Source organism: Oligella sp. HMSC09E12, from assembly GCF_001808505.1.
Classification (GTDB): Bacteria; Pseudomonadota; Gammaproteobacteria; order Burkholderiales; family Burkholderiaceae_B; genus Oligella; species Oligella urethralis.
On sequence record NZ_KV793543.1, the window covers coordinates 3777 to 26359 of the forward strand.

The window sequence follows — 22583 nt, forward strand, 5'->3', positions numbered from 1 at the left end:
CTGCGATGGCGGCAGCTGGTTTACCTCAAGCCTACTTGCCGGGTAAGAGTATGGTAGCGATTGCCGGTGGTGTATGGCGAGGTGAGTCCGGCATGGCGATTGGGGTGTCCACGGTCAGTGCGAACGGTAAGTGGGTCCTAAAAGGCAGTGCCAACACTTCCGCACGTGGTGGGGCGGGCGGTACGATTGGCGCCGGCTATCAATGGTAAGGCATTGAAATTAAGCTTAGCTCCTGCGCTCCTGGTGGGCGGCAGGAGCGATCACTTGAAGTGTTTCTCGCAGATATTCCGTAACGCTTGTTGTTGCGCATCCATACCTAGTAATATCGTCTGACTTTGTTTGCTAGCAGCTAAGTCAAGCACAACCTGGTACATCGTCTGGGTTAACTCTGCCGCCTTGTCGAGCGAGAGGGTTGAGCCTGCTTGTCGCAACGCTGTGTCTAAGCGTTGATGGATTGTGTAGGCGCTAAAGGCAATGCCGAGATGAGCGCAGATTCTGTTCTCCAAACGATGGTGGATAGGAGCGACGCTAAGATCGGTGTTGGATAGACGGAAGGCTTTTTGAATCTGCTGCAGTTGTCCATACTGGCTTAGTAATTCCTCATCCTTTAAGCTCGAGTTCGTGAGATAAGCTCGCAAACCCTCCCACGCAGCATCTGCTTCATAGCGTTGCCAGTCAATCTCAACGGAGCCATCGACATGAGGTTTGAGGTACTTGTTATAGCCTCGCTGATTACTATTTTTCTCTGTTAAGGCGCCAGTGAGAATACCTTGTTGCAGTCGCTTGAGTCCTTTGCGACGATTTGCCGCATCCCGCTGCGCCCGTTCTGCGCTATAGTGTACAACTAGGCGTTGTTGAGCGGGGAGGTCAAAGCTTCTAGACTCACCATCCTCCCAGCTCAGCTTAGCCATGTTATTTTTTTCGCTTGTTTTGCTCGCTAAGTTAGCGCCTACTAGATAGTCATACCCTTTGTCTTCTAAGGCCTTAATCTGCCCTTGCGAGAGCAGACCACTGGCTGCCATCACGATGGGCTTGCCAATATTGAATTTGCTGCTTAGCGCCTCCAACCAGGTGGTTAAACAAGTGCCTTCAAAGCTCCTACCCTTCAGGATGTCATAGCTAATGGGATAGCCATTGGCACTCACTAATAGACCTAAATAAATGGTTGGATGTTGAGCTTTAGTGATGTTGAGAGAGCTGATACGAGCTAAATCATCTTCATCCTCACTCACGTAATGTAAGCGTGTGATTTTGTAAAAGACCGTATTAAGCACAGCATCATGCATCCGCAAGGCATGCGCTAAAGCAATCTGCTCAAGGCGTGGCTTGTGTTTATTTGCTAGACCATCCAAGTAGCGATATAGCACCTCAATCCTTAACTTGCTGCCTTGATAGCGTCGAAGGTAGTCAATGGTTTTTAGCTTGCTTAAGGGAAAGGCAAGTCGAGCCATCACCAGATGACGAAATTGCTCATCCTTAATCTGATGAAAACCGATGTCATCATAGATACGACCAAAGATAAGCTCAGGACCAATGGTTTGGATATTTCGATTGCTCAGGGAGGCGATGGTATTGATAAATTGCTGATCTTCTTCGTTGTGGCTTGATGAAGATTGAGCACTCAGCTCCTCCAGCGTCTCCTGCGCTTTTATTTTCAAGGCATCAATTTCTAAGCGGTCGCTAGCGCAACCGATGGTTTTAAGCAGTCGCTTCCTTCCATTTTCTTTGCTGAGTATTTGAATACTAACGGAGCCTGATTTATTTTTCTTCTCACGAATAAACATGTTAAACCTTGTGCGATACCCAGAGTTACTAGGATGTTAAGCGAATTCATTGAGTGATAAGGGAAGGGTTGGCTGTCCCACAAAAAAGGTGTATCAGCCTCATACTCATACACCTTATCTCGATTTATTCTAGACGCTTTGCCTAGTTTAAATCACGCCAAATTTAAGGCTCAATCGCATAGTCTGCAACAGCAGTGGGCACCTGCTTAATCAGCTTCTGCTCCTGCATAAACTTAGCAAAGGCCTCATAGCTGCGCTCGCTCAGCGCCCCTGGGCGTAAAGCGAAGCGTGTTAGGGTATCCTTCCATGCCCGACGATTTAACTCATCATCCAACTCGGCAGGTTTGTAGTCTTTAAACAAGGTCCACGCCTCATCAGGGTGATTCACAATAAATTGTACAGCTTGCTCTAAGGCAAGATTAAAGCGGCGATACTTATCATGATCACGGTCCTTATTATTTACTACGATAATTAGCTCCTCATAGGTCGGGACACCTTCTTCTTCCACATAAAAAGCGTGACCAGGATGATTTTCGATATCGAGCTGATTTAATTCAAAGTTTCTGTATGAGCCAATCACAGCGTCCACCTTACCGGTAATCAATGAGGGCGAGAGTGACCAGTTCACATTGACTAGCTCAACATCATCCATTGTCAGGCCGTGATGCTGCAACATCACGCTCAACAATACATCTTCAAAGCCACTAACGGAAAAACCGATTTTTTTACCCTTAAGATCGGCAATCGAGCTGATGTTACTGCTTTTAAGTGTCACCAAGGTATTTAAAGGCGTTGCAATCAGAGTAGTAACACGAGTAAGCGGCAAACCCTCATCGATCTGCATATGTAATTGCGGCTGATAGGTCACCGCCATATCGGCCTTGCCCGCTGCCACGAGTTTAGGGGGCATGGACGGATCGGCGGGCTCCTGAATATCCACCTTTAAATCCTGATCCTTAAAATAACCTTTTTTCTCCGCAATAATAATCGGCGCATGATCTGGGTTTACAAACCAGTCAAGCAACAAAGTCAGCTTGTCTTCCGCCAAGGCTTGCGTACTCATTAGCAGGCTCAAAGCACCTGCAGCGAGCAATTTTTTACGTGAAAATAAAGATTTCATCAATCCCCTCCTAAAAGTATGATTAAAAACGTCTTAAGTCGTCCAATAAATCAGTCGACGCAATAGGTAGTCCACACTGAAATACAATAGTAAAGATAAACTCGCCAGCACGATCAAGGCAGCAAAAACCGTGTCCACCTGCATACGGGCATTGGCGTGTAGCATTAAATAGCCTAAGCCTTGGCTGGAACCCACCCACTCGCCAATCACTGCGCCGATAGGTGCAGTAGCGGCTGCTACCCGTAGACCGGAAGCCAATGAAGGCATGGCGGCAGGCAAGCGAATTTGCCAGAGCAGCTGCGATTTACTGGCACCCATGGTATGTGCCAACGCTAGCCAATCACCTGAGGTGCGTCGTAAGCCGTCATAACAGGCAGAAGTGACCGGGAAGAAGATAATCAGCGCCGCCATCACGACCTTTGAAAGCATACCGTAACCAAACCACAACATTAAAATGGGAGCAAGGGCAAACACTGGAATGGCTTGACTCACAATCAGGATAGGCAGCAACCATGAACTGAGGGTGCGGGACCACTGTAGCAGCATCGCACTCAGAAAACCAAGCAAGCAACCCAAGGCCATACCTAGGAGAATTTCTGCTAAAGTCACTAGGGAATGTTCAGCAATTAAGCTGCGCTGAGCCCACAACACCTTAAATACACGAATGGGTCCTGGCAAAATAAAGTGCGGCGTCTTGGTGACCCAGACAATTATTTGCCAAAATAAAAACAGACTGAGCGTTACCAACAACAAGCGCAGCCCAGGTGAGATTCGATGCTTACTCATGGGTAGGCTCCTCAAGATCGTGCTGCAGGAAGTTTAATAACTCACCTTGCCACGCTAGGATGCGAGCATCCTCTAAAGCGCGTGGCGCAGGTATATCAATAGTGAACAGGCTATCCAAGCTGACCGGTCGTCCAGTCATTGCCCACACCTCATCGCTCAAACGCAAGGCCTCCAGAGGATCATGGGTAATCAAGACCACCGTTCTATCTTGCAACAGTTCGGCGGCTAGGTCTTGTAGCTGTAGCTTCGTGATGGCATCTAACGCAGAAAAGGGCTCATCCATCAGTACCACGGGCTTATCCTCCATCAGGGTTCGAGCCAAGGCTACACGTTGGCGCTGCCCACCCGATAATTGATGGGGCATGCGCTCACCTAAGCCGTCTAAACCAACCTGTCTGAGCAGCGCTTGGGCACGAGCGAGGGCTTGTTTTGAGCGCTCTTTGCGTAAGCGCACACCGAGCAGTACATTGTTTTGAACATTAAGCCATGGTAGCAGCGAGTCGCCCTGAGCCATCCAGGCAATTCTTCCCTGTAGTGGCTGATGATCGTCAGCGCTGACTGAACCCGCAAGCGTGGTGTTACTCAACAAACCCGCCATGCTTTTTAACAGGCTACTTTTACCGACGCCTGAACGACCAAGAATACTATGCCAACAGCCACCCTTGAAATGCGCATTTAATTGCGTAAACAGCGGTTTATCGGCATAACTCAGGCCAATCTCCTGCAAACGAATTCCTGGTGACATATAAAGAGACGCTCCTATGCCCTAGTGAGGTTATATTTGTCGTGATACATATCAGCACATGGGGGGAGGAAAGGCGCTGGTGTACAGATCTAGGGTGGCGCATCTTATTTCCTCCGCCAGTACGAACTGGATCAGGTTCACGGGTGTCATCTCAGCCTGTAGTGTGATAGCGCTTGCTACAGGCACCCCGACAAGATGTCATCAGTCTACCGTATTACACTGGGATTGTCTAACCAGCCACTTCGATGCGGTCAGAGCGAGCTTGGGCCCGCCTTTATCAAGGTCACTCTTTGTTAATTGTAATATGACAAAAATCATTAAATTGACATAATTCAGTCATCTAAATGTCATTTTTGAACGTTAGAATTTTGTTGGATTTCGTGGGAGCTGGCTTAATTTATGGAATTCATTAAGCAGTTGATTTGCGTATCTATTATGTGCAGTAAGTAGCTTTTTATCTTAAATTTAATTATCTCATTTCTTAAGGAGAGTGAAATGGCAGTTGCTATGTTTATGAAAATTGAAGGCGCTAACGGTGAATCTAAAGATTCTCAGCACAAAGACTGGAGTGATATCGAGTCTTTCTCTTGGGGCGCTACTCAGCCTGGTTCAATGTCAACTGGCGGTGGTGGCGGTACCGGTAAAGCCAGCTTTAACGATTTACACGTGTTTGCACGCATTGATCGTGCTGCGCCTGCTGTTTTAAAGCATTGTGCAACTGGTAAGCACTTGGCCAAAGTTGAGCTTTCTGTATGTAAAGCCGGCGGTGAGCAAGTTGAATACTCTCGCATCACTTTAGAAGATGTATTAGTGACTTCTGTTCAGTACACTGGTGATCAAGAAGGTGACGCAATGATGGTAAGCTACGCTTTCCAAGCTGCTAAAATCAAGCAGCAGTACTGGGAGCAAACTGACCGCGGCGGTAAAGGCGCTGAGTCTGTGGTTGCTTACGATATCAAACAAAACAAAACGGTGGCCTAATTGCCAAGCGTGTTTTGCTTGATCGAGTAGTGTTAGGCGCTAAGGGCAGTTGACCTTAGCGTCATTTTCTTATATAGCCATGGTAATTGAATATCAGGAACGCAAAAAAACGGCTAGCGAACGACGTCAGCAGCAAGCCGTTAAAGATCGTTTACAACCGGCCTTATTTGATCGCTTAACCGATCATGCACCCCATAAAAAAAATGAAGTAAATACTGGCCTGCAGGTGGATTATGAGGTGCTGCGTGCCGCTATTCTACGGGATTTGGCGTGGTTATTAAATACCGTTAATCTTGAGTCGATTGTGGAGCTGGAGGGCTTAGATGAGGTCAAAAAATCCACCATTAATTTTGGGGTCGCTCCACTGGCAGGTCGCCGCATGTCAGAAATCGATCACATTAGTCTACAAAATGCAATTTATGATTGCATTGTGAATTTTGAACCTCGCCTACAGCGAGATACTTTAAGTGTCAAGTTTATTAATGAGGCTAATCACCTTGAGCATCATAATGTATTGACCTTGATTATTAAGGGCATGATGTGGTGTAACCCCTATCCGCGCGAGTTTTTATTGCGTACCAGTTTGGATTTGGAAAGCGGGCATATGCATATTAAGCAAGCAGAGCTTTGATCAGGACACGATGAGCCAGTTGACAAGCCCATGCTTGATGATAACCATGGGCATTTTTGTTTTTAATAGCGCAGGTGTAAAATAACGATACCTTTGATTTTTTGCTACAAGGAACAGCCATCGTGTCTACTCAAAAGCGCTTACCCATCCTGGCGGTCACCTTAGGTGATGTCGCCGGTATCGGTCCCGAAGTCACTGCAAAAATGCTGCTAAAGCACCCTCATCTGCGGCTTAAAGCGCGTTTTGTGGTGATAGGGGATGTCGCTGCTTTGCAAAAAGCAGCACAGCAAATCGGTTTTGATGCGGCGGTGGTGCGTGAGGTGCAAAGCCCCACAGAGATTATTAATGCGCCCGATAGTATTGAGGTGATACAGGTGGGGACAAGCTTAGCCGAGGTGCAGCTGGCTACCGTAGATGCACGTGCCGGTGCAGCTGCTGCGCAGTTTGTGATAAAGGCCTGTGCCTTAGCTCGTGCCGGTGAGGTGGACGGCATTGTCACCGCCCCCTTAAATAAAGAGGCCATGCATCTGGGGGGTTATCATTGGCCAGGGCATACCGAGCTGCTAGCGCATGAGTTCGGGGTGGAGGATTTTTCACTGGTGCTCTCTAGCGGTGAGTTATTTGTGTTTCATGCCACCACCCATGTATCCATGAAGCAGGCGGTTGAGGACTGCACAGCAGCGCGTTTTGATGCCATCTTTGCGTTGGTGCATGCCTTTTCCAAAGCCTTGGGGCGTGAGGGTGAAGCCATTGCGGTGGCCGGTCTAAATCCACATGCGGGAGAAAATAATCTGTTCGGTACCGAGGAGTCGAGCATTATTCTGCCTGCCATTGAGCGAGGTCGGGCACGAGGGATTAATTTACATGGTCCCATCCCAGGGGATGTGATTTGGCCTCAAGCTGTGCGCGATCAACGTTGGCGTTTTTTAGTGATGTGCTATCACGATCAGGGTCATGCACCTTTTAAAGCGGTGTATGGTGATCAGGGGGTAAATATCACGGTCGGTTTGCCGGTAGTGCGTGTCTCGGTGGATCATGGCACCGCCTTTGATATTGCCGGTCAAAGCATTGCCCGAGAAGATAGTTTGGTGATGGCGGCCGAACGTGCCGCCGAGTTGTCGCTTGGTTGGGCCGCCGTGTGGGAGGAGGCTGCCCGTCGCTAAGCCTTAATAGGCATAGGGCGCACGGTGAGGATCTGCTCGCTATGACCAAAGGGACCTACCTCATCGTATAGAATCGAGGTGGTGAGACCCACGCCCTGGGCGCCATATTGTTGGCGAGTATTAAGGCCTAACCATTGACCTTGGGGTAGACGGTATAGGTGGATTTGCAGATCAACATTAGGAAACATATGGCTAAAGGGCGACTGCTGCGACACCGCCACCCCGTTACTGGTGTCAACCATGCCCATTAACTTCACAAAGGAGCTGGTTGCAACACCCTCCACCATGGCGAGATCATTACTCAACCAGACTTGCGCACATCCTGGACGGCGCTCACGGTTGCTGCGGATATGATCGCTAATGGAGGCAATATAGCCGCCGGCCCAGACCCCTTTGAGTGCCGTCCACTCGACCATCTCATTGCGTGGGGTGATTGGTTCATCCGCCACACTTGCTACCGTGCTCGTGTCATTTCTCATCACCCGCCAAGCACGGAGTACAATGGCGACCTTACCCTCACAGCTTAAGCTGCTCTCAATCAGCTCAATGGTTTTGCCGGGGCGAATATTACGCGTCGTGATGGTGAAGTCTTTAAGCGGGATCAAACCCAAAATATCAAAGCCTAAACGACCGTAAATCATATCGTCACGCGGCTGAAATAGCTCTAACTCATAACTCATCACACCAGAAGCAGGGGCCATATGCTGCTCATGTGCATTCCACGCGCCCTGACTGTGGATAGTGGGTTGATAGTTGGCAACCACCGTGCCATCGTCCTGAATTGTACGGTTAAGCAGTTTGTAATAAGAACTCATGCGCTAAACTAAAACTATAAAGATGAATGAATGGCTATGTATTAAAGCATAGGGTAAATCGGGCTGATTTAACATTAGCACAAATGCTAGGTAACCCTAGGTAAAGTACGAGCAGGATAAGACAGCAGTTTAAATTTAAATTTCGCATTTTGCCGAGAGTGTTTTAAACTGTGGCATAGCGTGAATAACAACGAGGTATATGATGGAAATTGTACTAAATGGCTATTACACTTTAATTTTGGCCACCTTAGTGCTGCTCTTAGGTCGTATCTTGACCCGTCGCATTAAGTTTTTGGAGTCTTATAATATTCCCGAGCCAGTGGCGGGCGGATTGTTAGCGAGTTGTATTGTGATGCTGCTGAAGTACTTCTTTGGCATCTCCTTTAAGTTCGATGGGGCGCTGCAAACCGCCTTTATGCTGATGTTCTTTGCTTCCATCGGCTTAAGTGCTGATTTCAAGCGTCTCAAAGTGGGCGGTATGCCCCTGGTGATTTTTAGTTTTACGGTCTCAGGTCTGATTATTGTGCAGGATATGGTGGGTGTCGCCATGGCCTCTTTAGTTGGGCTGGATCCCTTGATGGGTCTGGTCACTGGTTCCGTTACCTTAACCGGCGGGCATGGTACGGCAGCGGCCTGGGGACCGATTTTAGAGGATCAATACGGCATTGTCGGTGCGACTACCCTGGGAGTCGCTACCGCTACCTTTGGTTTGGTTGCTGGCGGTATGATTGGTGGCCCAGTGGCTAAGTTTCTTTTAAAAAGAATGCAGCGCGAGCGCCTACCTGAACCAGCGGAGTTGACCCCGTTGGAGCAGCAAGCTAAAAAGACCTCGCTTTACAATACGCGTCACGATGAGGATGATGATGGCTATGATGATGCGCTCTTTGATAAACCGGATCAGATTCGTCGTATCACCGCTTCCTCAGCCATTGAGACCTTGGCGCTCTTTGCGGCTTGTTTGGCTTTTGCCGATGTGATGACGAATGTGGCCAAGGGCACGGCGTTTGAATTGCCGACCTTTGTTTGGGCCTTAATGTGCGGTGTGATTCTACGTAATATCCTGACTCATGTCTTTAGCTTCGATATGTTTGATCGGGCCATTGATGTCTTTGGTAACGCCTCACTTTCTTTATTCTTGGCAATGGCTTTGCTTTCATTGCGGTTGTGGGAGTTAGTGGATTTGGCCTTGCCCGTATTGGTGATCTTAGCGGTGCAAGTATTACTAATGATGTGCTATGCGATTTTGATCACCTATCGGGTCATGGGCAAGGACTATGATGCGGTGATTTTAGCGGCAGGTCATTGCGGTTTCGGGATGGGTGCTACGCCCACGGCGGTGGCGAATATGCAGGCCGTGACCGACCGCTACGGTCCTTCCTATAAGGCATTTTTGCTAGTGCCCATCGTGGGTGCGTTTTTTGTGGATTTAATTAACGCCACTGTGCTGCAAATCTTTACGCAATTGCCGTTTCTACAGTAGCGTCTGAGCCCACTACGTCCTAGTACGCCAGTGGGCTGATATTTTTTATTAAAAATCGCACTATTGCAGCCTTTATGATAGGAAAATGAAATAAAATCGATCCGTTTTTTAAGACAGCATTGTCTTTTATTTTTATAAGTAGTTTGGTCCATCTTGATTAAGGGGGGATACGATGAAGTTTAATAAATTAATAAAAGGCATTGCCATGGCAGGCGCCTTATTTGCGGTGAATTACGGCGCAGCGGCTCAGGATAAGGGGGTGGTAAATATTTATCACTGGGCGGAGTACGTGGCAGAGGATACGATTCCAGGCTTTGAACGCAGTACCGGCATCAAGGTAAATTTTGATACCTTTGATAATAATGACGTCTTACAAACCAAATTGCTGATTGGTAATTCCGGTTATGATGTGGTGATTCCCAGTAGTTACTACGCGAAGCGCCAGATTGAAGCGGGTCTTTTAGAAAAGCTCGATAAGTCTCAACTACCTAATTTAAAGTACTTGGATCCTGAGATTATGAAGATCTTGGAGGAGGTCGATCCGGGCAATGAATACTTAGTGCCTTGGGCCATGGGGACCTTGGGCTTGGGCTATAACGTGACCCGCGCCAAGGAAGTTGCAGGTGAGGATGTGGACCTAATGGATTGGGGTAATTTATTTGATCCAGAAAAGGCCAAAAAATTCGCTAGCTGTGGCATCTCGCTGTACGATGAAGCGGGTTTGATTTTCCCTGCGGTACTTAACTACATGGGCAAGGATCCGGCCTCTCAAGATCCGGATGATTATTTAGCGGCCTTTGAGGTCTTAAAATCGATTCGTCCTTATATTAAGCATTTTAGCCCTGCCGCCCATATTGAGGAGCTGGCGCAAAATGATGTGTGTTTAGTCTATGCGGGCGATGGTGATATTTATATTGCCGCTGACCGTGCCAAAGAGGCGAATCGTCCTTATGAAATTGCCTACGTGATCCCGCGCGGTGGCGCATTGATTTGGATGGACATGATGGCAGTGGCTAAAAACGCCCCTAATTTTGATAATGCCATGGCCTTTATTAACTACATGGAAACCCCCGAAGTGCACGCAGAGATTACCAATGAGATGTTCTTTGCCAATGCCAATTTGGAGTCCAAAAAGTTCGTGAAGCCCGAAATTGCTAACGACCCGATGCTTTATCCACCGCAGGAAGTGCGTGATACGCTGTTTTTGATGCAACCCCAGTCCATGGAGTTGCTGCGATTACAAACACGTCTCTGGGCTGAGCTCAAAGCGGGTCGCTAGGCGATTTTTTAATTTAGTTTTAAAGCGCTTTCAATCTTAGTGGTTGGGAGCGTTTTTTTATTTGAGTCGATAATCCATACGTTTTAAGGTCATGCTGACGGTAGCGAGGCTACTTTCACGATGCTCGATCTTAACAATTAAATAGTCCAGCGCTGGCGCCACATAAAAGGTGGTGCGACGGTTTTTGTTGCGGCGCTGGCGTTCTACCACCAAGGCCTCAAATTCACCCATACCCGTATTGACCTTTTCGGTACCAACCACCTGGTAGCGGTGGGTACTTTCTTTGCCTTTATAAATAAGAGGGTAGCTGAGTTGCTGTTTACCCGCCATCAAATCGCAACGGGCTTTGAAGTATAAGCTTATTGGGTCATAGTAAGCTTGTGTGAGCTGAAAGCTGGTATCGCCGTCTTTATTATGTTGGCGAGTAGCGATTTTATCTGCCCAGTTAAAGCCTAAATTTTCCTGGCTCCTGCCTTTAAATGTCGCTTCCGTGCTGGCGCCATAGGACTGGGGCGTGATGTCGCAACCCTCAGCACTGAAATGCGCCTGCTGCCTTGCCTTTAAGAGGCTATGCTGGATGTTGAAATTCACATCATAATGATTATGCTGCTGACGAATTGTTAGCTTGGCTGTACCGCCTGCAGCGGCCTGGTTATAGGACACGGCAAACTCTGCATCGACATAATCAATTGCCTGATAGGGTGCAGCGGCACTGGCTGGCATCACCATACTGAGTGTTAATAGGGGTAGGCATAAGCTTTGTTGGATGAGATGCTTCACTGGCTTAAACATAGTCATATACGATCGCTTCATGTGATTCATGGATGTTTTGTAATGTAGCAGATGGTGTTTAGTTGAGGCTTAAATAATCGACTCAAAACTTAAGTCTTTGCAAAACTTTGTAAGTACCATATTAACCGCAAGCGACGTTATGATCGTGCCGAGCGTTGCGTTAAGTCCTTGAGAAATTAGCTACTATTTGCCTCAGCGTTAATTGTTATTGATCAAAATATAGTCGATCCAAAGGAGTAAATCATGCGCTACGGATTGGCTTAATGCTCAATCTTTAGTAATAATAGAGTAATAATAAAACGCAGTAGTTCAAGGAGGTTCTATGCAAATTTTAGTTAATACTGACAGGCACACCACACGTAGCGAGGCATTAGTTCAACGCATTGAGGCGATCGCGGCGAAGGAGTTAAAGCATCAAGCAGCACATCTAACTCGCGTTGAATATCATCTGTCGGATGTCAATAGTGAAACACGTGCCGGTGCTACTGATAAGCGTTGCTTGGTTGAGGCTCGGGTAGCGGCAATGAAGCCAGTGGTGGCTGAGCATCGCTCAGAGGATATTCAGATTGCTATTCTTGAGGCCACGCGTAAGCTAGTACAAGGTCTTAGCAAAGTGATTTCCAAGTCGCAGGACCACCGCTCATAGGTAATCAGCGGATAACTAGTGATAGCTGATATCACGGCCTTGATTGAGGTTTTTCACAAATTACATAATAAGGAGAGTACGATGCAACCAGTTAATCTTCAAAGCCTGAGTTATTTTTTAGAAAGGCACGAGGGACCTTGCTTATCTTTGTACCAACCGACACACCGGAGCCACCCTGAAAATCAGCAGGATCTGATTCGCTACAAAAACTTGCTCAAGACATTAGAGCAATCCTTGGCAGAGAAATATGCTAAAAGTGAGATCGAGTCGCTGATGCAACCTTTTCAGCAGTTGGCTGATAATCATGATTTTTGGCAGCGTCAGGTCTTAGATGGCTTAGCAATTTTGGCGGATGAAACTCATTTTGAGGTATTTACCTTGCAGCGTCAGCCCGAAGCCTTTGCTGTTGTGTCTGATTCCTTTCACTTAAAGCCCTTGTTACGCATTACGCAGACGCAAGATCGCTTCCAGGTGCTTTGCATTACCCGTACCGATATTGAGATGTATGAGGGCACACGTGAGGGTCTGGATCAGGTGATTTTTGCTGAGGGCTTCCCTGAGCATATTGATGATACCTACGACGAAACGGCACCAATGATACCGAGCTCCTCCTATGGCTTAGGTCCATCCTATCGTCAGCGTCAGGCCTTGCGCTATCAAGGTGGTCGTAAAGACGCTGTACAGGCGGATAAAGAGCGCTTTTTAGGAGTGGTGGCACGTGCTTTGCATAACAATATCAGCAAAAATGCCAAACTGCCTGTGGTGCTAGTGGGGCTACCTGAAAACCTGGGCGCTTTCCGCAAGCACAATGCAAACCCATATGTTTTGGAGCAAGAGATTCATGTTGATCCGAGCGCTTTAAGTGAAGAGCAATTGCTTGAAAAAGCGTGGGCGATCGTGGAACCAGTAGCGGCCAAACGGGTGCAGGAGGAAATTAGTCGTTTTCAACAAGCGCACGGCACAGGTCTTGCCAATGGCGACCTTGATCGCACCTTGGCGGCAATTCTAGATGGTCGGGTGGATACTTTGTTAGTTGATGCCGAGAAAAAGCTTGCCGGCAAAATTGATCGTGAAGCCCGTAAGGTTGAGTTAGTGGCGGACTTTTCCGACCCCAATGCCGATGATGTGTTAGATGATTTGGCTGAAATGGTGCTACGTCGCGGTGGCGATGTGAAAATTATCCCAAGTCAGTATATGCCGACGGATACCGGTATTGCTTCGATTTATCGCTTTTAGAGCTTGGCGACAAATAAGTTAATACAAATTCATTACCCCGCTTATTTAAGTGGGGTATTTTGTTCTTAATCGTGTAATATAAATTTGATAGTTTAGTTTTATGCTGGGTGGTTTTTATTCAGCCATTGAGTATGTTTGCCTGGACTAAATTATTTTGTATTAACTTTCTGAGGAGATTGGTATGTCAGAAGTCTATGTAGTGTCAGCAATGCGCTCCGCCATTGGTGGTTTCGGTGGTAGTTTAAAGGATATGCCACCACATGAGTTAGGCGCTGCCGTGATCAAAGCCGCAATTGAAAAAGCGGGTATCACGGGGGATGATGTGAATCACGTGGTGATTGGTCATGTGATTAACACGGAGCCTAGAGACCAGTATTTATCTCGATTAGCTTCTGTGAATGCGGGTGTGACCAAGGACGCCCCCGCCATGAACGTTAACCGTTTATGTGGCTCCGGTCTACAAGCCATTGTTTCAGCTGCTCAGGCGATTAAACTGGGCGATGCGGATGTGGCAATCGGCGGTGGTATTGAGGTGATGAGCCGTGGTCCTTATATCACGCCTAGCTTACGTTGGGGTGCGCGTATGGGTGACAATAAGGTTGTGGATATGATGACCGGTGCCTTAACTGACCCCTTCGAAGTGATTCATATGGGTGTGACCGCTGAAAACGTTGCCAAGAAGTACAATATCACACGCGAAGAGCAGGACGCCTTAGCGGTTGAGTCTCACCGTCGTGCCCGTCACGCTATTGAGAACGGTTATTTCAAAGAGCAAATCGTGCCTATCACGCTCAAAACGCGCAAGGGTGAGGTCGTATTCGATACCGACGAGCATGCGCGCGGTGACGTGACGGCAGAGGGTTTAGCTAAGCTACGTCCGGTGTTTGTTAAAGAAAATGGTACCGTGACTGCGGGTAATGCCTCCGGTATTAATGACGGTGCAGCCGCCGTAGTATTAATGAGCGAAGAGGCAGTGAAAAAGCACGGCGCCAAGCCTTTAGCCCGTTTAGTGGCGTATGCTCACGCTGGTGTGGATCCTGAAATCATGGGTATTGGTCCGGTACCAGCCTCTGAAAAAGTGTTGAAAAAAGCAGGCCTTAGCGTTGAGGATATGGACGTGATTGAGGCAAACGAAGCTTTCGCAGCTCAAGCCTTAGCCGTGTCCAAGTCTTTAGGCTTAGACCCTGCTAAGGTTAATCCTAACGGTAGTGGCGTTGGTTTGGGTCACCCTATCGGTGCGACCGGTGCCATTATTACGACCAAGGCACTACATGAATTACATCGTATCGGTGGTAAATACGCCTTAGTGACGATGTGTATTGGTGGTGGTCAGGGTATCTCCGCTATTTTTGAGCGCGTCGAGTAGTTTTTTCCTTGTTTAAGCGCTTAAGGCCACCCATTGCGGGTGGCCTTTTGCTTACTTGCCTCAAGTCTAGTGATCGACTTAAGAAGCCTCACCCTGGCGGGCTAAGCGTTTTTGCTCACGACGCTGTTTTTTCTCTAGTTTTGCTTGATTATATAGCGGTCCTAGTCGCGGATGGCTTGCTAACCATAAGCGTTGCCCCAGCCATAGCCCTGGGCGATTACGGACGGCAATTCGATAAATATGGTCAGCTGCACCATGTGCCTGATTCATGCCGTAGGCGTCGGTGGTATAGAGATAGTTAAAGCCTAATGCCTTGGCAATAGCAACATAGTCTTTATCAAAGTAGCCTTGTGGCCAGCATAGATGATCGCTGACGGCGCCCAGATGGGTTTGGAACTCGTGTTGTGATTGCAGTAGATCCTCACGAATATGACGGTTTTTATTCGCGTTGTCGGCGGCTAGATCCCAACGATTGTGCGTGTGGGTATGACTGTGAAACTCAAAGCTATCCGCCGCTTGCATGGCGCGCACCTCTTCCCAACGTAGCATCACCTCATTGGCTCTACCCTCAGCGATCAGCTTTTTACATTCATAGTGCCCTGGGCTATACGCTTGATCGGCGCCATTGAGCATGGTCGGGCGTAGTGGTCCATCGTGTATATATTGCGTAATTAAAAATAGCATGGCATGCATGCCGTAGCGTTGAAGAATGGGGTGCGCATATTGATAATTATTCAAATAGCCATCATCAAAGGTGAGAAGCACGGAGCGTTTAGGTACGGCCTTGCCCTCTAAAAAAGCAGCAAACTGCTCGCCCCGGAGGCTGGTGTAGCCATGCTTGGCTAAAAAGCGCATTTGCGATTCAAAGTTTTTCACGCTACAGCTAAGTGAACCGCCACTTGGGGTCACGTGGTGATACATCAGCACCGGTACGCTCGTTGCTTGTTTGCGAGTTAAGCTCATGTTCTTTAAACCCTACATCCGATCAAATACCGAGCCCTCATGCGGGTGGTAAATGCGTTCATAAAAGCGTGCGGCATACTCATCCGTCATGCCGGCCACAAAATCACAAATGATGCGCATATGTAGCGCAGTATCCTGAGGGTGCTGAGTTAGCGCTTGACGATAGCGTTCGCGGGTGCCGTCCGGGAGTAAGCGCAGCGGGTCGGCCTTGAGGGTTTGGAAGATCTCAATCACGATTTTTTGACCCTTAAATTCCAATTGTTGTACATTGGCGCTACGAATGACTTTGTCAAAGACCAGTGTCGTAATATGCGCCAGTAACTCGCTTTGCTCAGCGCCGAGATAGGCGTTATACCTAATTAATGGCTGAGTGGCATGCTCAATACCGCTGGAGTCAATAAAGATACTGGTAATGCAGTGATGCACCAAGCGTCCAATTTGTCGTTTACGCTCGTAGCTTTGCTCGGAAAATAGCTGAGCCTCTACTTCCTTGGCCATTTGTTGAGGGCTTTTGCCTTGGTTGCTGCCGCTGCATAGGGCCTCGAATAAGTGCAGATGCGTTTTAAAATGCTGCTGCCAATGCTGTTGACTGATTAAACCTAGGGAAATCGCATCCTCTAAATCATGCAAACCATAGGAGATATCATCCGCCAATTCCATAATCGAGGTATCAAAGGATTTAAAGCGGGTTTTACGGTGCTTGGGCGTGCTATCTGTGTCTGAGCGGGCTTTGGTTGCGGTAAAGGCTTCTTTCTCGAGCGCCGTGAGTGGTTCTAAAATCCAGTCTACAATCTCTTTTTCACTATCTAAGTAGCATTTAGGCGGTAGTTGCTCTTTGGCTTTGCTTTGCCAAACTGGTGTGGCAAGAGGGCCATAGGCCTCAGGCACACACAGTTCGCTATAGGGTAGTGGGTATTTCAGTATGCCTAATAGTAGCCGACGGGTCGGATTCATGCCATTGGCTTTGGTGTATTTATCCAGGCGGGAGAGGATACGTAGGCTTTGGCCATTGCCCTCAAAGCCACCATAGTCACGCATGCAGATATTTAAGGCCACCTCACCGCCATGACCAAAGGGTGGGTGACCAAGATCGTGGGCCAGGCAAATCACATTCATCAATTCATAATCAGGGAGTAGCTGTTTTAATTGACTGCTATGGTGTTGCTCCACCTCACTCACGAGAAACTCTTTACGTTCGAGTTTTTGTTCAAGCCAGCGCACAATGCCGACACCGATTTGTGCTACTTCCAATGAATGGGTGAGACGGGTGCGATAAAAATCACTTTCACCTAGGCCGAGTACCTGTGTTTTAGACTGCATGCGTCTAAAGGCTGAAGAGTGGATTAGCCGTGCATAATCTCGCTCCCAAGGCGTTCTAACCTCTCTCTCGGAGCGGTTGGCAGAGTCCTGGGTGTTAAAGCGTTGCTCCCAAACGGCGCTGTTCTTAAACGAGTCTTTGGTAGTACTCATGTTGCTTCCTTAGTGGTGGCTTCAAGGGCGAGTAACTGCTGTTTACGAGCAACGCCCCAGCGATAACCTGAGATGCTACCGTCACTACGTAAAACACGGTGGCATGGAATGATGATAGCATGCCGATTCGCCGCACACGCCTGTGCCACCGCACGCACGGCCTTGGGGCAGCCTAGTTGTTGAGCTAAGGTGGCGTAAGACACGGTTTGTCCTAGCGGAATACGGTTTAAGGCTTGCCAGACTCGCTGCTGAAAATCTGTGCCCTGGCAGTATAAATCTATGCGCTGTAATGACTGATAGCGCTGATGACTAGGTGCAGCGATAAAGTTGCTAATCAGGGTGAGAGTGGGGTGTGGGGAGGTCGCTTGCAGTTTGGCCCTAGGAAAATCCTTGGCTGTTTGTATTGTTAAGGCCGCTAGACATGCTTCTTCGCTATCGTCAAGGATCACACTATAGATCTGCTGCTTGAGGGTGGCCAGCAAAATCACGCCGATATCGCTCTGGGTGGTGCTGTAGTGAATGACTAGGGGGTGAAGTTGAGTCATGCTAGCTTAAGACCTCCCAAGTAATGCCTTAAAGGCCGTTAAGTAGTGCTTAGCCATTGTTTCGACCGTGTGATTTTGTAGTGCATAGTCTTTGGCAGCCTGGATGCGTGCGGCGGTTTCAGGGCTTTGATCAAGGGCTAAATAAAGTGCCTCAGCCAGTGCTTTGGCGTCGCCAACGGGGCAGAGGTAACCGCGCTCATTATGTTGACCGATCAGTTCGTTCGGTCCACCACAGGCGGTGGAAACAACAGCTACCTCATTAAAAAAGGCATTGATAATGCCGTTATTAGCGCCCTCATGACGACTGGTGAGTAAATAGCAATCGAAGCCCTGAAACAGTTGTTCGACTTGATGTTGAAAGCCCATAAACACATAGTTCGGCGCTAAACCTAAGGCCTGCACTTTTTGTTGGCAGCTTGGGAGTAGCTTGCCGGTGCCGAAATGAAGCACAGCAATATCTTGTCGGCGTTGAAATAACTGATGAATTGCCTCAATTTCTAGCAAAGGCTCTTTTTCTTCTGTTAAGGCCGCAATCACGGCAATGATTTTTTTACCCTGCAAATGGTGTTGCTCGATAATGTCGTTAAAACGTGCGTCATCATAGCTCTGTGGTATCGTGGCGCTGGGAATCACGATAGCTGTAGGACCTTTACCATGCGCTTGCGGCTTAAACTCCGCGATGGTTTGCACTGCTTCTGCAGCCAGCGCTTTGATGCGCAAGGCTTCAGCCATGCCAGCTTGGGTGTTAGCGACAAATAAATCTGTGTTACGCCATTTTAGGCGAGTGGACTTTTCTTTATGCGCTTTAATCGGAAAGGCGGTGCGTCGCGTATAAACTAACTTCGCTTTAAATAGGCCTTTAAAGAGGGCAGGCCAAGTGAGGCTATTGGCTGTTTGGCAATGGATGATATCGTATTTAGCGGCACGGCCTAATAAAAAAAAGAGTGCAGCCAGCGCTGCGCTTTTTTGCGTATGTACTTTAAAGCCTTTAGCGCTTGCACGTTGCGCCAACTCGCTGTGGCGTCGTGCTAATAGCTCAACCTCATGACCGGCCTGTCTAAATTGCTCCATGCACAACAGGGTTTGGCTCTCACCACCGCGCCAACCCTTTTCCATATTAATCTGTAGGATGTTCATTGTTTTTTTCTTTGGATTTATAGTGCAAGAGTGCATATCGGTTAAAGGTGCCTTGCATGGTGACAATCACAATCATCAAGCCGGCAAGACCATCCAGAAAGCCAAGTTTTAGCAGATAGTCTCTGGCAAAGCGACCAAAGGCTTTAAAGATGGCTTTAGTAATGCTTGATGTTTTACCAGCAAGGGCGCGTTGCTCTGCCCATATTTCTGCGTATTTCAGGGATTTTTGTAGATGCTCCGCTAAGGTATTGTACGTGTAGTGAAGCAGTCGTCCCTTGAGTGCGGTGACTTTGATACCTTTGGGGATGATCACGCTTTCATGGAGTAGATTGTCATTGTAGTTGGTTAAGGCGGTGGGATAGAGGCGAGCCACATAGTCTGGATTCCAGCTGCCGTGACGTATAAATTGACCAAAGGCCCAGTTTAAGCGACTGATTTTGTAAATAGTTTGTCGATTATCCTCGGCGATGGCTTGACGAATGCTCTCGGCTAGCTCCTCGCTCACCACTTCGTCTGCGTCCAGCCATAGCACCCAGTCAGCGCTGACATAGCGTTGCGCAAGCTGTCTTTGCGGACCGAAGCCGGGCCAGTCGGCGTTAACATAAAATTTATCGGTATAGCGACGTGCAATAGTCTCCGTCTCATCTGTGCTGCCGGAGTCTAAAATCACGATTTCATCAGCCAAGTGGGCAATGCTTTCTAGGCATTGTGCTAGTAAGCGTGCTTCATTTTTTACAATCAAGGCCACGGCTAAGCTGGCTTTGGCTGGTGCTGTTTCTGTAGGTGTAGGAGTTGAAACCATCTCTTTAAAGAATCTCTATGTCTTGACCGCGAAAAAACCGTATTAAATTAATTAAGGATGCGATGGCAATGGATAGTACGCTGATGCTCAGCGCCAAAAACACGCCCCGCTCGGCCGATAAATGAAATGATACCGCAACCAAGGCGGCGCCCGTACTTTGACCAAACATACGTGCCCCGGATTGCATGGCACCAGTGGCGCCACTGCGATTCAGTGGGGTGGATAATAAAATGGTTTTATTATTTGGCGTTTGAATAAAGCCAAAGCCTAAACCGCAACAGAACATGCAAAGGGCATACCAGCCTAACCAAGCGCTATGGGGGATGAATGTTAGCAGCAGCAGGCTAGCGAGCATGATGCAGGAGCCAATGGCAGCAAGGATAGAAGCCGGGTAGATGGCCGAGAGTCGGGCTGATGGACGTGCCATCAGGGTAGAGCCTATAGGCCACGCCATAAAGAGTAGCCCCACGGTTTTGGTGGGTAGGCCAATGATATTTTCATAGAAAAAAGGCAGTGACAGCATGGCGGAGGAGGCCGTGCCAAAGCTTAAGGCTGAGACGATTACAGCATATTTAAAGGTAGGAATTTTTAGCAAATCTACCGGGAAAAGCGGGGCGGCTTGTCGCTGCGAACGTCGCCATAAAAGGGTGCCGCTGATGGTCGCAATACTGAGTAGCGCCATGCTAATTAGGGTTTGATTAGTGAGCAGATTTAAGCCAGTGATAAAGCAGGCAAAGGTGATGATATTTAATAGTGCACTGTGAAAATCATAGGGCTTGTTAAGCGCATCTACCCTTGGTAGATAGTGTGAAAATATCAATGAAATCAAGCAAATGGGGATGGGGAAGATAAAAATCCAATGCCATGATGCAATGGAGATGATAAAGGCCCCCAGCGCTGGACTTAAAATGGCCGATACCCCAACCATCATGGCGTTTAAACTGATGCCATTAGCAATTTCTCGGGGTGGATAAATATGGCGCATCATGGCGCCGAAAATACTCATCATCACAGCACCGCCCAAACCATTGACCACGCGTCCAGTTACCAGCATGGGGAGGTTTGTGGCTAAGGCACAGAGTGTGCTGCCGCACATAAAAATGAGGATGCCGCAGCGAAACATCCGGATAAAGCCGATGCGTTCGCCCACGGCCGATAGCGGTATGGTGGTGGCGATTAAGGTGACTAAATAGGCGTTCACAATCCACACCGTGAGGTGAGGGGGAATGCCGAGCTCTTTGGAAATTGTCGGCAAGGCCAGGTTGGCAATACTGGCGTCCATCACACTGATGGTGATGGCTAACAGGATCGCGGCTACCGCCCAATAGCGTCGTGGCTTCGGCAGGCCTGCACTGCCTTGGGCCGGCTTGAGTGCAGGCGACTGTCGTTGTGGTTGGCTGATGCTGCTGGGCTTAGCGTTGAGTTTAGGCATAGGTGATTAATGCTTCTTCTTAACCGGACGTTGCCAATGGGGGACATTAATTTGTCTGCTTTGCGTCAAGGTTAATTGATTTGCTGGTGCGTCTTGGCGTAGCGAGGTGCCAGCACCGATAGTGGCGCCCTCGCCCACGGTGACTGGGGCAATGAGCTGGGTGTCAGAACCAATAAAGGCATCATCACCGATGACGGTGGTAAATTTATTGGCACCGTCGTAATTACATGTGATGGTGCCGGCGCCGATATTAACACGCTGACCGATCACGGCATCACCTAAGTAGCTCAGATGGCTTGCTTTACTAAAGGCGCCTAATTCTGTGTTTTTAATTTCAACAAAGTTACCCACTTGGCTGCCCTTACCTAGTTGCGCGCCTGGACGTAAGCGTGCATATGGACCGACCTTGCATTGCTCCGCCAAGTCAGCTTGCTCAAGGTGGCTATAGGCCTCAATCTTAGCCTCCTTGGCGACTTTGACATTTTTTAAAATACAGTATGGACCGATATGTACGCCATCTGCTAGTTCAACCTCGCCTTCAAATACACAACCTACATCAATAAACACATCACGACCGCAGCTTAAGGTGCCGCGAATATCAATGCGTTTGTTGTCTGCTAAGGTGACGCCCTGCGCCAATAGGCGGCGTGCCTGTTCTTCTTGCCAAGCACGTTCTAATTCAACCTGTTGGATACGGCTATTCACCCCCAGTGTTTCCCATGAGGCTGCCGGCTGCGCCGCGCTGACGGTCACACCATCACTAACCGCTAAGCCGATCACATCAGTAAGATAGTATTCACCTTGGGCATTGTTATTATCGATTTTGCTAAGCCATGTTTTTAATTGCTTGGTCGGCGCACAAAGAATACCAGTATTGACTTCCTTAGTCTGTAATTCCTCTTCGCTAGCGTCCTTATGCTCCACGATACGGCTGACATTGCCTTGGGCATCACGAATAATACGACCATAACCGCTAGGATCGTCTAAAAACTCGGTTAATACCGCAACCCCATCGCCAGCGGCCTCAATCAAGCGGCTTAAGGTCTCTGCCTGCACCAAGGGCACATCACCATAAAGAATTAAGGTTTTATCGCTCTCCGCATCGCCCACAAAAAGTGGCTCAGCCTGTTGTACCGCATGCGCTGTTCCTTGTTGGGGCTGCTGCAAGGCAAAAGCTAAATCTTTTTGTTTATCAAAGGCGGCTTTTACCGTGTCGGCACCATGACCGACGACTACGGCAATCTGCGCCGGCTTTAATTGCTTTGCGCTTTCAATCACATGGGCCAACATGGGCTTACCGGCTAACTTATGGAGTACCTTCGGTAAATCAGATTGCATACGCTTACCCATACCGGCAGCCAAAATTACGATAGTTAGTTTCATGGTCTAAATTGTTTATAGTTAAAAAAT

The 22583-nt window shown here is 48.2% G+C and carries 22 protein-coding genes and 1 riboswitch; of the genes, 9 read left to right on the plus strand and 13 right to left on the minus strand.

All coding sequences use genetic code 11. The annotated features are described in order from the left end of the window. Positions 1–209: YadA-like family protein (locus tag HMPREF3179_RS11830; RefSeq protein ID WP_141743422.1), on the plus strand; the 209-nt coding region annotated here is incomplete at its 5' end. 51 nt (positions 210–260) lie between these two features. On the opposite strand, the gene HMPREF3179_RS12085 is transcribed toward HMPREF3179_RS11830, so the two are convergent. From HMPREF3179_RS12085 to HMPREF3179_RS02575, 4 genes are all read right to left on the minus strand, one after another. Beyond that, entirely contained in the window at positions 261–1784 is a 1524-nt protein-coding gene (locus tag HMPREF3179_RS12085; protein WP_070469611.1) for an IS1634 family transposase, read from the minus strand. 163 nt (positions 1785–1947) lie between these two features. Continuing rightward, on the minus strand, positions 1948–2904 hold the full coding sequence (locus tag HMPREF3179_RS02565) for an ABC transporter substrate-binding protein (protein ID WP_052043616.1): 957 nt from the start codon (positions 2902–2904) through the stop codon (positions 1948–1950). A gap of 33 nt (positions 2905–2937) precedes the next feature. Next, positions 2938–3690, minus strand: coding sequence for an ABC transporter permease (locus HMPREF3179_RS02570; protein WP_070469614.1), 753 nt, complete (start codon positions 3688–3690; stop codon positions 2938–2940). Then, positions 3683–4435: an ABC transporter ATP-binding protein gene (locus tag HMPREF3179_RS02575; protein WP_070469616.1), complete on the minus strand. Its 753-nt coding sequence runs from the start codon at positions 4433–4435 to the stop codon at positions 3683–3685. Before HMPREF3179_RS02575 ends, HMPREF3179_RS02570 begins: the two co-directional genes overlap by 8 nt. Positions 4436–4526: 91 nt before the next feature. Beyond that, positions 4527–4635: riboswitch (TPP riboswitch) on the minus strand. Positions 4636–4930: 295 nt separating this feature from the next. On the opposite strand from HMPREF3179_RS02575, the gene HMPREF3179_RS02580 reads away from it, so the two are divergent. The 3 genes from HMPREF3179_RS02580 (at position 4931) to pdxA (ending at position 7210) form a co-directional block, all read left to right on the plus strand. Continuing rightward, a complete protein-coding gene (locus HMPREF3179_RS02580; RefSeq protein ID WP_018027399.1) occupies positions 4931–5416 on the plus strand; it encodes an Hcp family type VI secretion system effector in 486 nt (161 codons plus the stop codon). Between the two features lie 79 nt (positions 5417–5495). After that, positions 5496–6047, plus strand: coding sequence for a type VI secretion system baseplate subunit TssE (gene tssE, locus HMPREF3179_RS02585; protein WP_070469650.1), 552 nt, complete (start codon positions 5496–5498; stop codon positions 6045–6047). Positions 6048–6169: 122 nt separating this feature from the next. Next, positions 6170–7210 (plus strand): 4-hydroxythreonine-4-phosphate dehydrogenase PdxA, encoded by a 1041-nt coding sequence (pdxA, locus tag HMPREF3179_RS02590; protein WP_070469618.1) that lies wholly within the window; start codon positions 6170–6172, stop codon positions 7208–7210. On the opposite strand, the gene HMPREF3179_RS02595 is transcribed toward pdxA, so the two are convergent. Continuing rightward, the gene (locus HMPREF3179_RS02595) at positions 7207–8025 is read right to left on the minus strand and encodes a thioesterase family protein (protein ID WP_036559127.1); all 819 of its coding nucleotides are present in this window, start codon (positions 8023–8025) and stop codon (positions 7207–7209) included. The genes pdxA and HMPREF3179_RS02595 overlap by 4 nt on opposite strands. Before the next feature lie 202 nt (positions 8026–8227). Here HMPREF3179_RS02595 and gltS point away from each other — a divergent pair, with 202 nt between their 5' ends. Both gltS and HMPREF3179_RS02605 read left to right on the plus strand, forming a co-directional pair. Next, on the plus strand, positions 8228–9505 hold the full coding sequence (gene gltS, locus HMPREF3179_RS02600) for a sodium/glutamate symporter (protein ID WP_070469619.1): 1278 nt from the start codon (positions 8228–8230) through the stop codon (positions 9503–9505). Between the two features lie 172 nt (positions 9506–9677). Further along, entirely contained in the window at positions 9678–10784 is a 1107-nt protein-coding gene (locus tag HMPREF3179_RS02605) for an extracellular solute-binding protein (RefSeq protein ID WP_070469622.1), read from the plus strand. Positions 10785–10841: 57 nt separating this feature from the next. Here the strand turns inward: HMPREF3179_RS02605 and HMPREF3179_RS02610 are convergent, their stop codons facing one another. Beyond that, the gene (locus HMPREF3179_RS02610) at positions 10842–11582 is read right to left on the minus strand and encodes a DUF3108 domain-containing protein (protein WP_070469624.1); all 741 of its coding nucleotides are present in this window, start codon (positions 11580–11582) and stop codon (positions 10842–10844) included. Positions 11583–11898: 316 nt separating this feature from the next. Between HMPREF3179_RS02610 and HMPREF3179_RS02615 the strand changes: the two genes are divergently transcribed. The 3 genes from HMPREF3179_RS02615 (at position 11899) to HMPREF3179_RS02625 (ending at position 14824) form a co-directional block, all read left to right on the plus strand. Continuing rightward, on the plus strand, positions 11899–12222 hold the full coding sequence (locus HMPREF3179_RS02615) for an HPF/RaiA family ribosome-associated protein (RefSeq protein ID WP_018027146.1): 324 nt from the start codon (positions 11899–11901) through the stop codon (positions 12220–12222). An 81-nt stretch (positions 12223–12303) separates the two neighbouring features. Next, a complete protein-coding gene (locus HMPREF3179_RS02620) occupies positions 12304–13458 on the plus strand; it encodes a baeRF3 domain-containing protein (protein ID WP_070469627.1) in 1155 nt (384 codons plus the stop codon). A 181-nt stretch (positions 13459–13639) separates the two neighbouring features. Continuing rightward, positions 13640–14824 (plus strand): acetyl-CoA C-acyltransferase family protein, encoded by a 1185-nt coding sequence (locus HMPREF3179_RS02625; RefSeq protein WP_018027144.1) that lies wholly within the window; start codon positions 13640–13642, stop codon positions 14822–14824. A gap of 78 nt (positions 14825–14902) precedes the next feature. On the opposite strand, the gene HMPREF3179_RS02630 is transcribed toward HMPREF3179_RS02625, so the two are convergent. From HMPREF3179_RS02630 to glmU, 7 genes are read right to left on the minus strand one after another with little or no spacing between them, the layout of a single operon-like run. Then, a complete protein-coding gene (locus tag HMPREF3179_RS02630; protein ID WP_070469629.1) occupies positions 14903–15787 on the minus strand; it encodes a polysaccharide deacetylase family protein in 885 nt (294 codons plus the stop codon). Between the two features lie 12 nt (positions 15788–15799). After that, positions 15800–17257: an anti-phage deoxyguanosine triphosphatase gene (locus HMPREF3179_RS02635; protein WP_070469631.1), complete on the minus strand. Its 1458-nt coding sequence runs from the start codon at positions 17255–17257 to the stop codon at positions 15800–15802. Continuing rightward, positions 17254–17802, minus strand: a complete 549-nt coding sequence (locus HMPREF3179_RS02640; protein WP_070469634.1) for a methylated-DNA--[protein]-cysteine S-methyltransferase — start codon at positions 17800–17802, stop codon at positions 17254–17256. Before HMPREF3179_RS02640 ends, HMPREF3179_RS02635 begins: the two co-directional genes overlap by 4 nt. Positions 17803–17808: 6 nt before the next feature. After that, positions 17809–18939 carry a glycosyltransferase gene (locus tag HMPREF3179_RS02645; RefSeq protein WP_018027140.1) on the minus strand — a complete coding sequence of 377 codons (1131 nt, stop codon included), beginning with the start codon at positions 18937–18939 and terminating at the stop codon, positions 17809–17811. Next, positions 18920–19741, minus strand: a complete 822-nt coding sequence (locus HMPREF3179_RS02650) for a glycosyltransferase family 2 protein (RefSeq protein ID WP_070469636.1) — start codon at positions 19739–19741, stop codon at positions 18920–18922. The genes HMPREF3179_RS02645 and HMPREF3179_RS02650 overlap by 20 nt, the downstream gene beginning before the upstream one ends. 4 nt (positions 19742–19745) lie before the next feature. Next, positions 19746–21173 (minus strand): MFS transporter, encoded by a 1428-nt coding sequence (locus HMPREF3179_RS02655; RefSeq protein ID WP_018027138.1) that lies wholly within the window; start codon positions 21171–21173, stop codon positions 19746–19748. Positions 21174–21179: 6 nt separating this feature from the next. Next, positions 21180–22556 (minus strand): bifunctional UDP-N-acetylglucosamine diphosphorylase/glucosamine-1-phosphate N-acetyltransferase GlmU, encoded by a 1377-nt coding sequence (gene glmU / locus HMPREF3179_RS02660; RefSeq protein ID WP_070469637.1) that lies wholly within the window; start codon positions 22554–22556, stop codon positions 21180–21182. Positions 22557–22583 lie beyond the last annotated feature (27 nt).

Coding starts and splice junctions, on each gene's coding strand:
- HMPREF3179_RS12085 (WP_070469611.1), bottom strand. CDS start 1,784: ATGTTTATTCGTGAGAAGAAAAATAAATCAGGCTCCGTTAGTATTCAA.
- HMPREF3179_RS02565 (WP_052043616.1), bottom strand. CDS start 2,904: ATGAAATCTTTATTTTCACGTAAAAAATTGCTCGCTGCAGGTGCTTTG.
- HMPREF3179_RS02570 (WP_070469614.1), bottom strand. CDS start 3,690: ATGAGTAAGCATCGAATCTCACCTGGGCTGCGCTTGTTGTTGGTAACG.
- HMPREF3179_RS02575 (WP_070469616.1), bottom strand. CDS start 4,435: ATGTCACCAGGAATTCGTTTGCAGGAGATTGGCCTGAGTTATGCCGAT.
- HMPREF3179_RS02580 (WP_018027399.1), top strand. CDS start 4,931: ATGGCAGTTGCTATGTTTATGAAAATTGAAGGCGCTAACGGTGAATCT.
- tssE (WP_070469650.1), top strand. CDS start 5,496: ATGGTAATTGAATATCAGGAACGCAAAAAAACGGCTAGCGAACGACGT.
- HMPREF3179_RS02595 (WP_036559127.1), bottom strand. CDS start 8,025: ATGAGTTCTTATTACAAACTGCTTAACCGTACAATTCAGGACGATGGC.
- gltS (WP_070469619.1), top strand. CDS start 8,228: ATGGAAATTGTACTAAATGGCTATTACACTTTAATTTTGGCCACCTTA.
- HMPREF3179_RS02605 (WP_070469622.1), top strand. CDS start 9,678: ATGAAGTTTAATAAATTAATAAAAGGCATTGCCATGGCAGGCGCCTTA.
- HMPREF3179_RS02610 (WP_070469624.1), bottom strand. CDS start 11,582: ATGACTATGTTTAAGCCAGTGAAGCATCTCATCCAACAAAGCTTATGC.
- HMPREF3179_RS02615 (WP_018027146.1), top strand. CDS start 11,899: ATGCAAATTTTAGTTAATACTGACAGGCACACCACACGTAGCGAGGCA.
- HMPREF3179_RS02620 (WP_070469627.1), top strand. CDS start 12,304: ATGCAACCAGTTAATCTTCAAAGCCTGAGTTATTTTTTAGAAAGGCAC.
- HMPREF3179_RS02625 (WP_018027144.1), top strand. CDS start 13,640: ATGTCAGAAGTCTATGTAGTGTCAGCAATGCGCTCCGCCATTGGTGGT.
- HMPREF3179_RS02630 (WP_070469629.1), bottom strand. CDS start 15,787: ATGAGCTTAACTCGCAAACAAGCAACGAGCGTACCGGTGCTGATGTAT.
- HMPREF3179_RS02635 (WP_070469631.1), bottom strand. CDS start 17,257: ATGAGTACTACCAAAGACTCGTTTAAGAACAGCGCCGTTTGGGAGCAA.
- HMPREF3179_RS02640 (WP_070469634.1), bottom strand. CDS start 17,802: ATGACTCAACTTCACCCCCTAGTCATTCACTACAGCACCACCCAGAGC.
- HMPREF3179_RS02645 (WP_018027140.1), bottom strand. CDS start 18,939: ATGAACATCCTACAGATTAATATGGAAAAGGGTTGGCGCGGTGGTGAG.
- HMPREF3179_RS02650 (WP_070469636.1), bottom strand. CDS start 19,741: ATGGTTTCAACTCCTACACCTACAGAAACAGCACCAGCCAAAGCCAGC.
- HMPREF3179_RS02655 (WP_018027138.1), bottom strand. CDS start 21,173: ATGCCTAAACTCAACGCTAAGCCCAGCAGCATCAGCCAACCACAACGA.
- glmU (WP_070469637.1), bottom strand. CDS start 22,556: ATGAAACTAACTATCGTAATTTTGGCTGCCGGTATGGGTAAGCGTATG.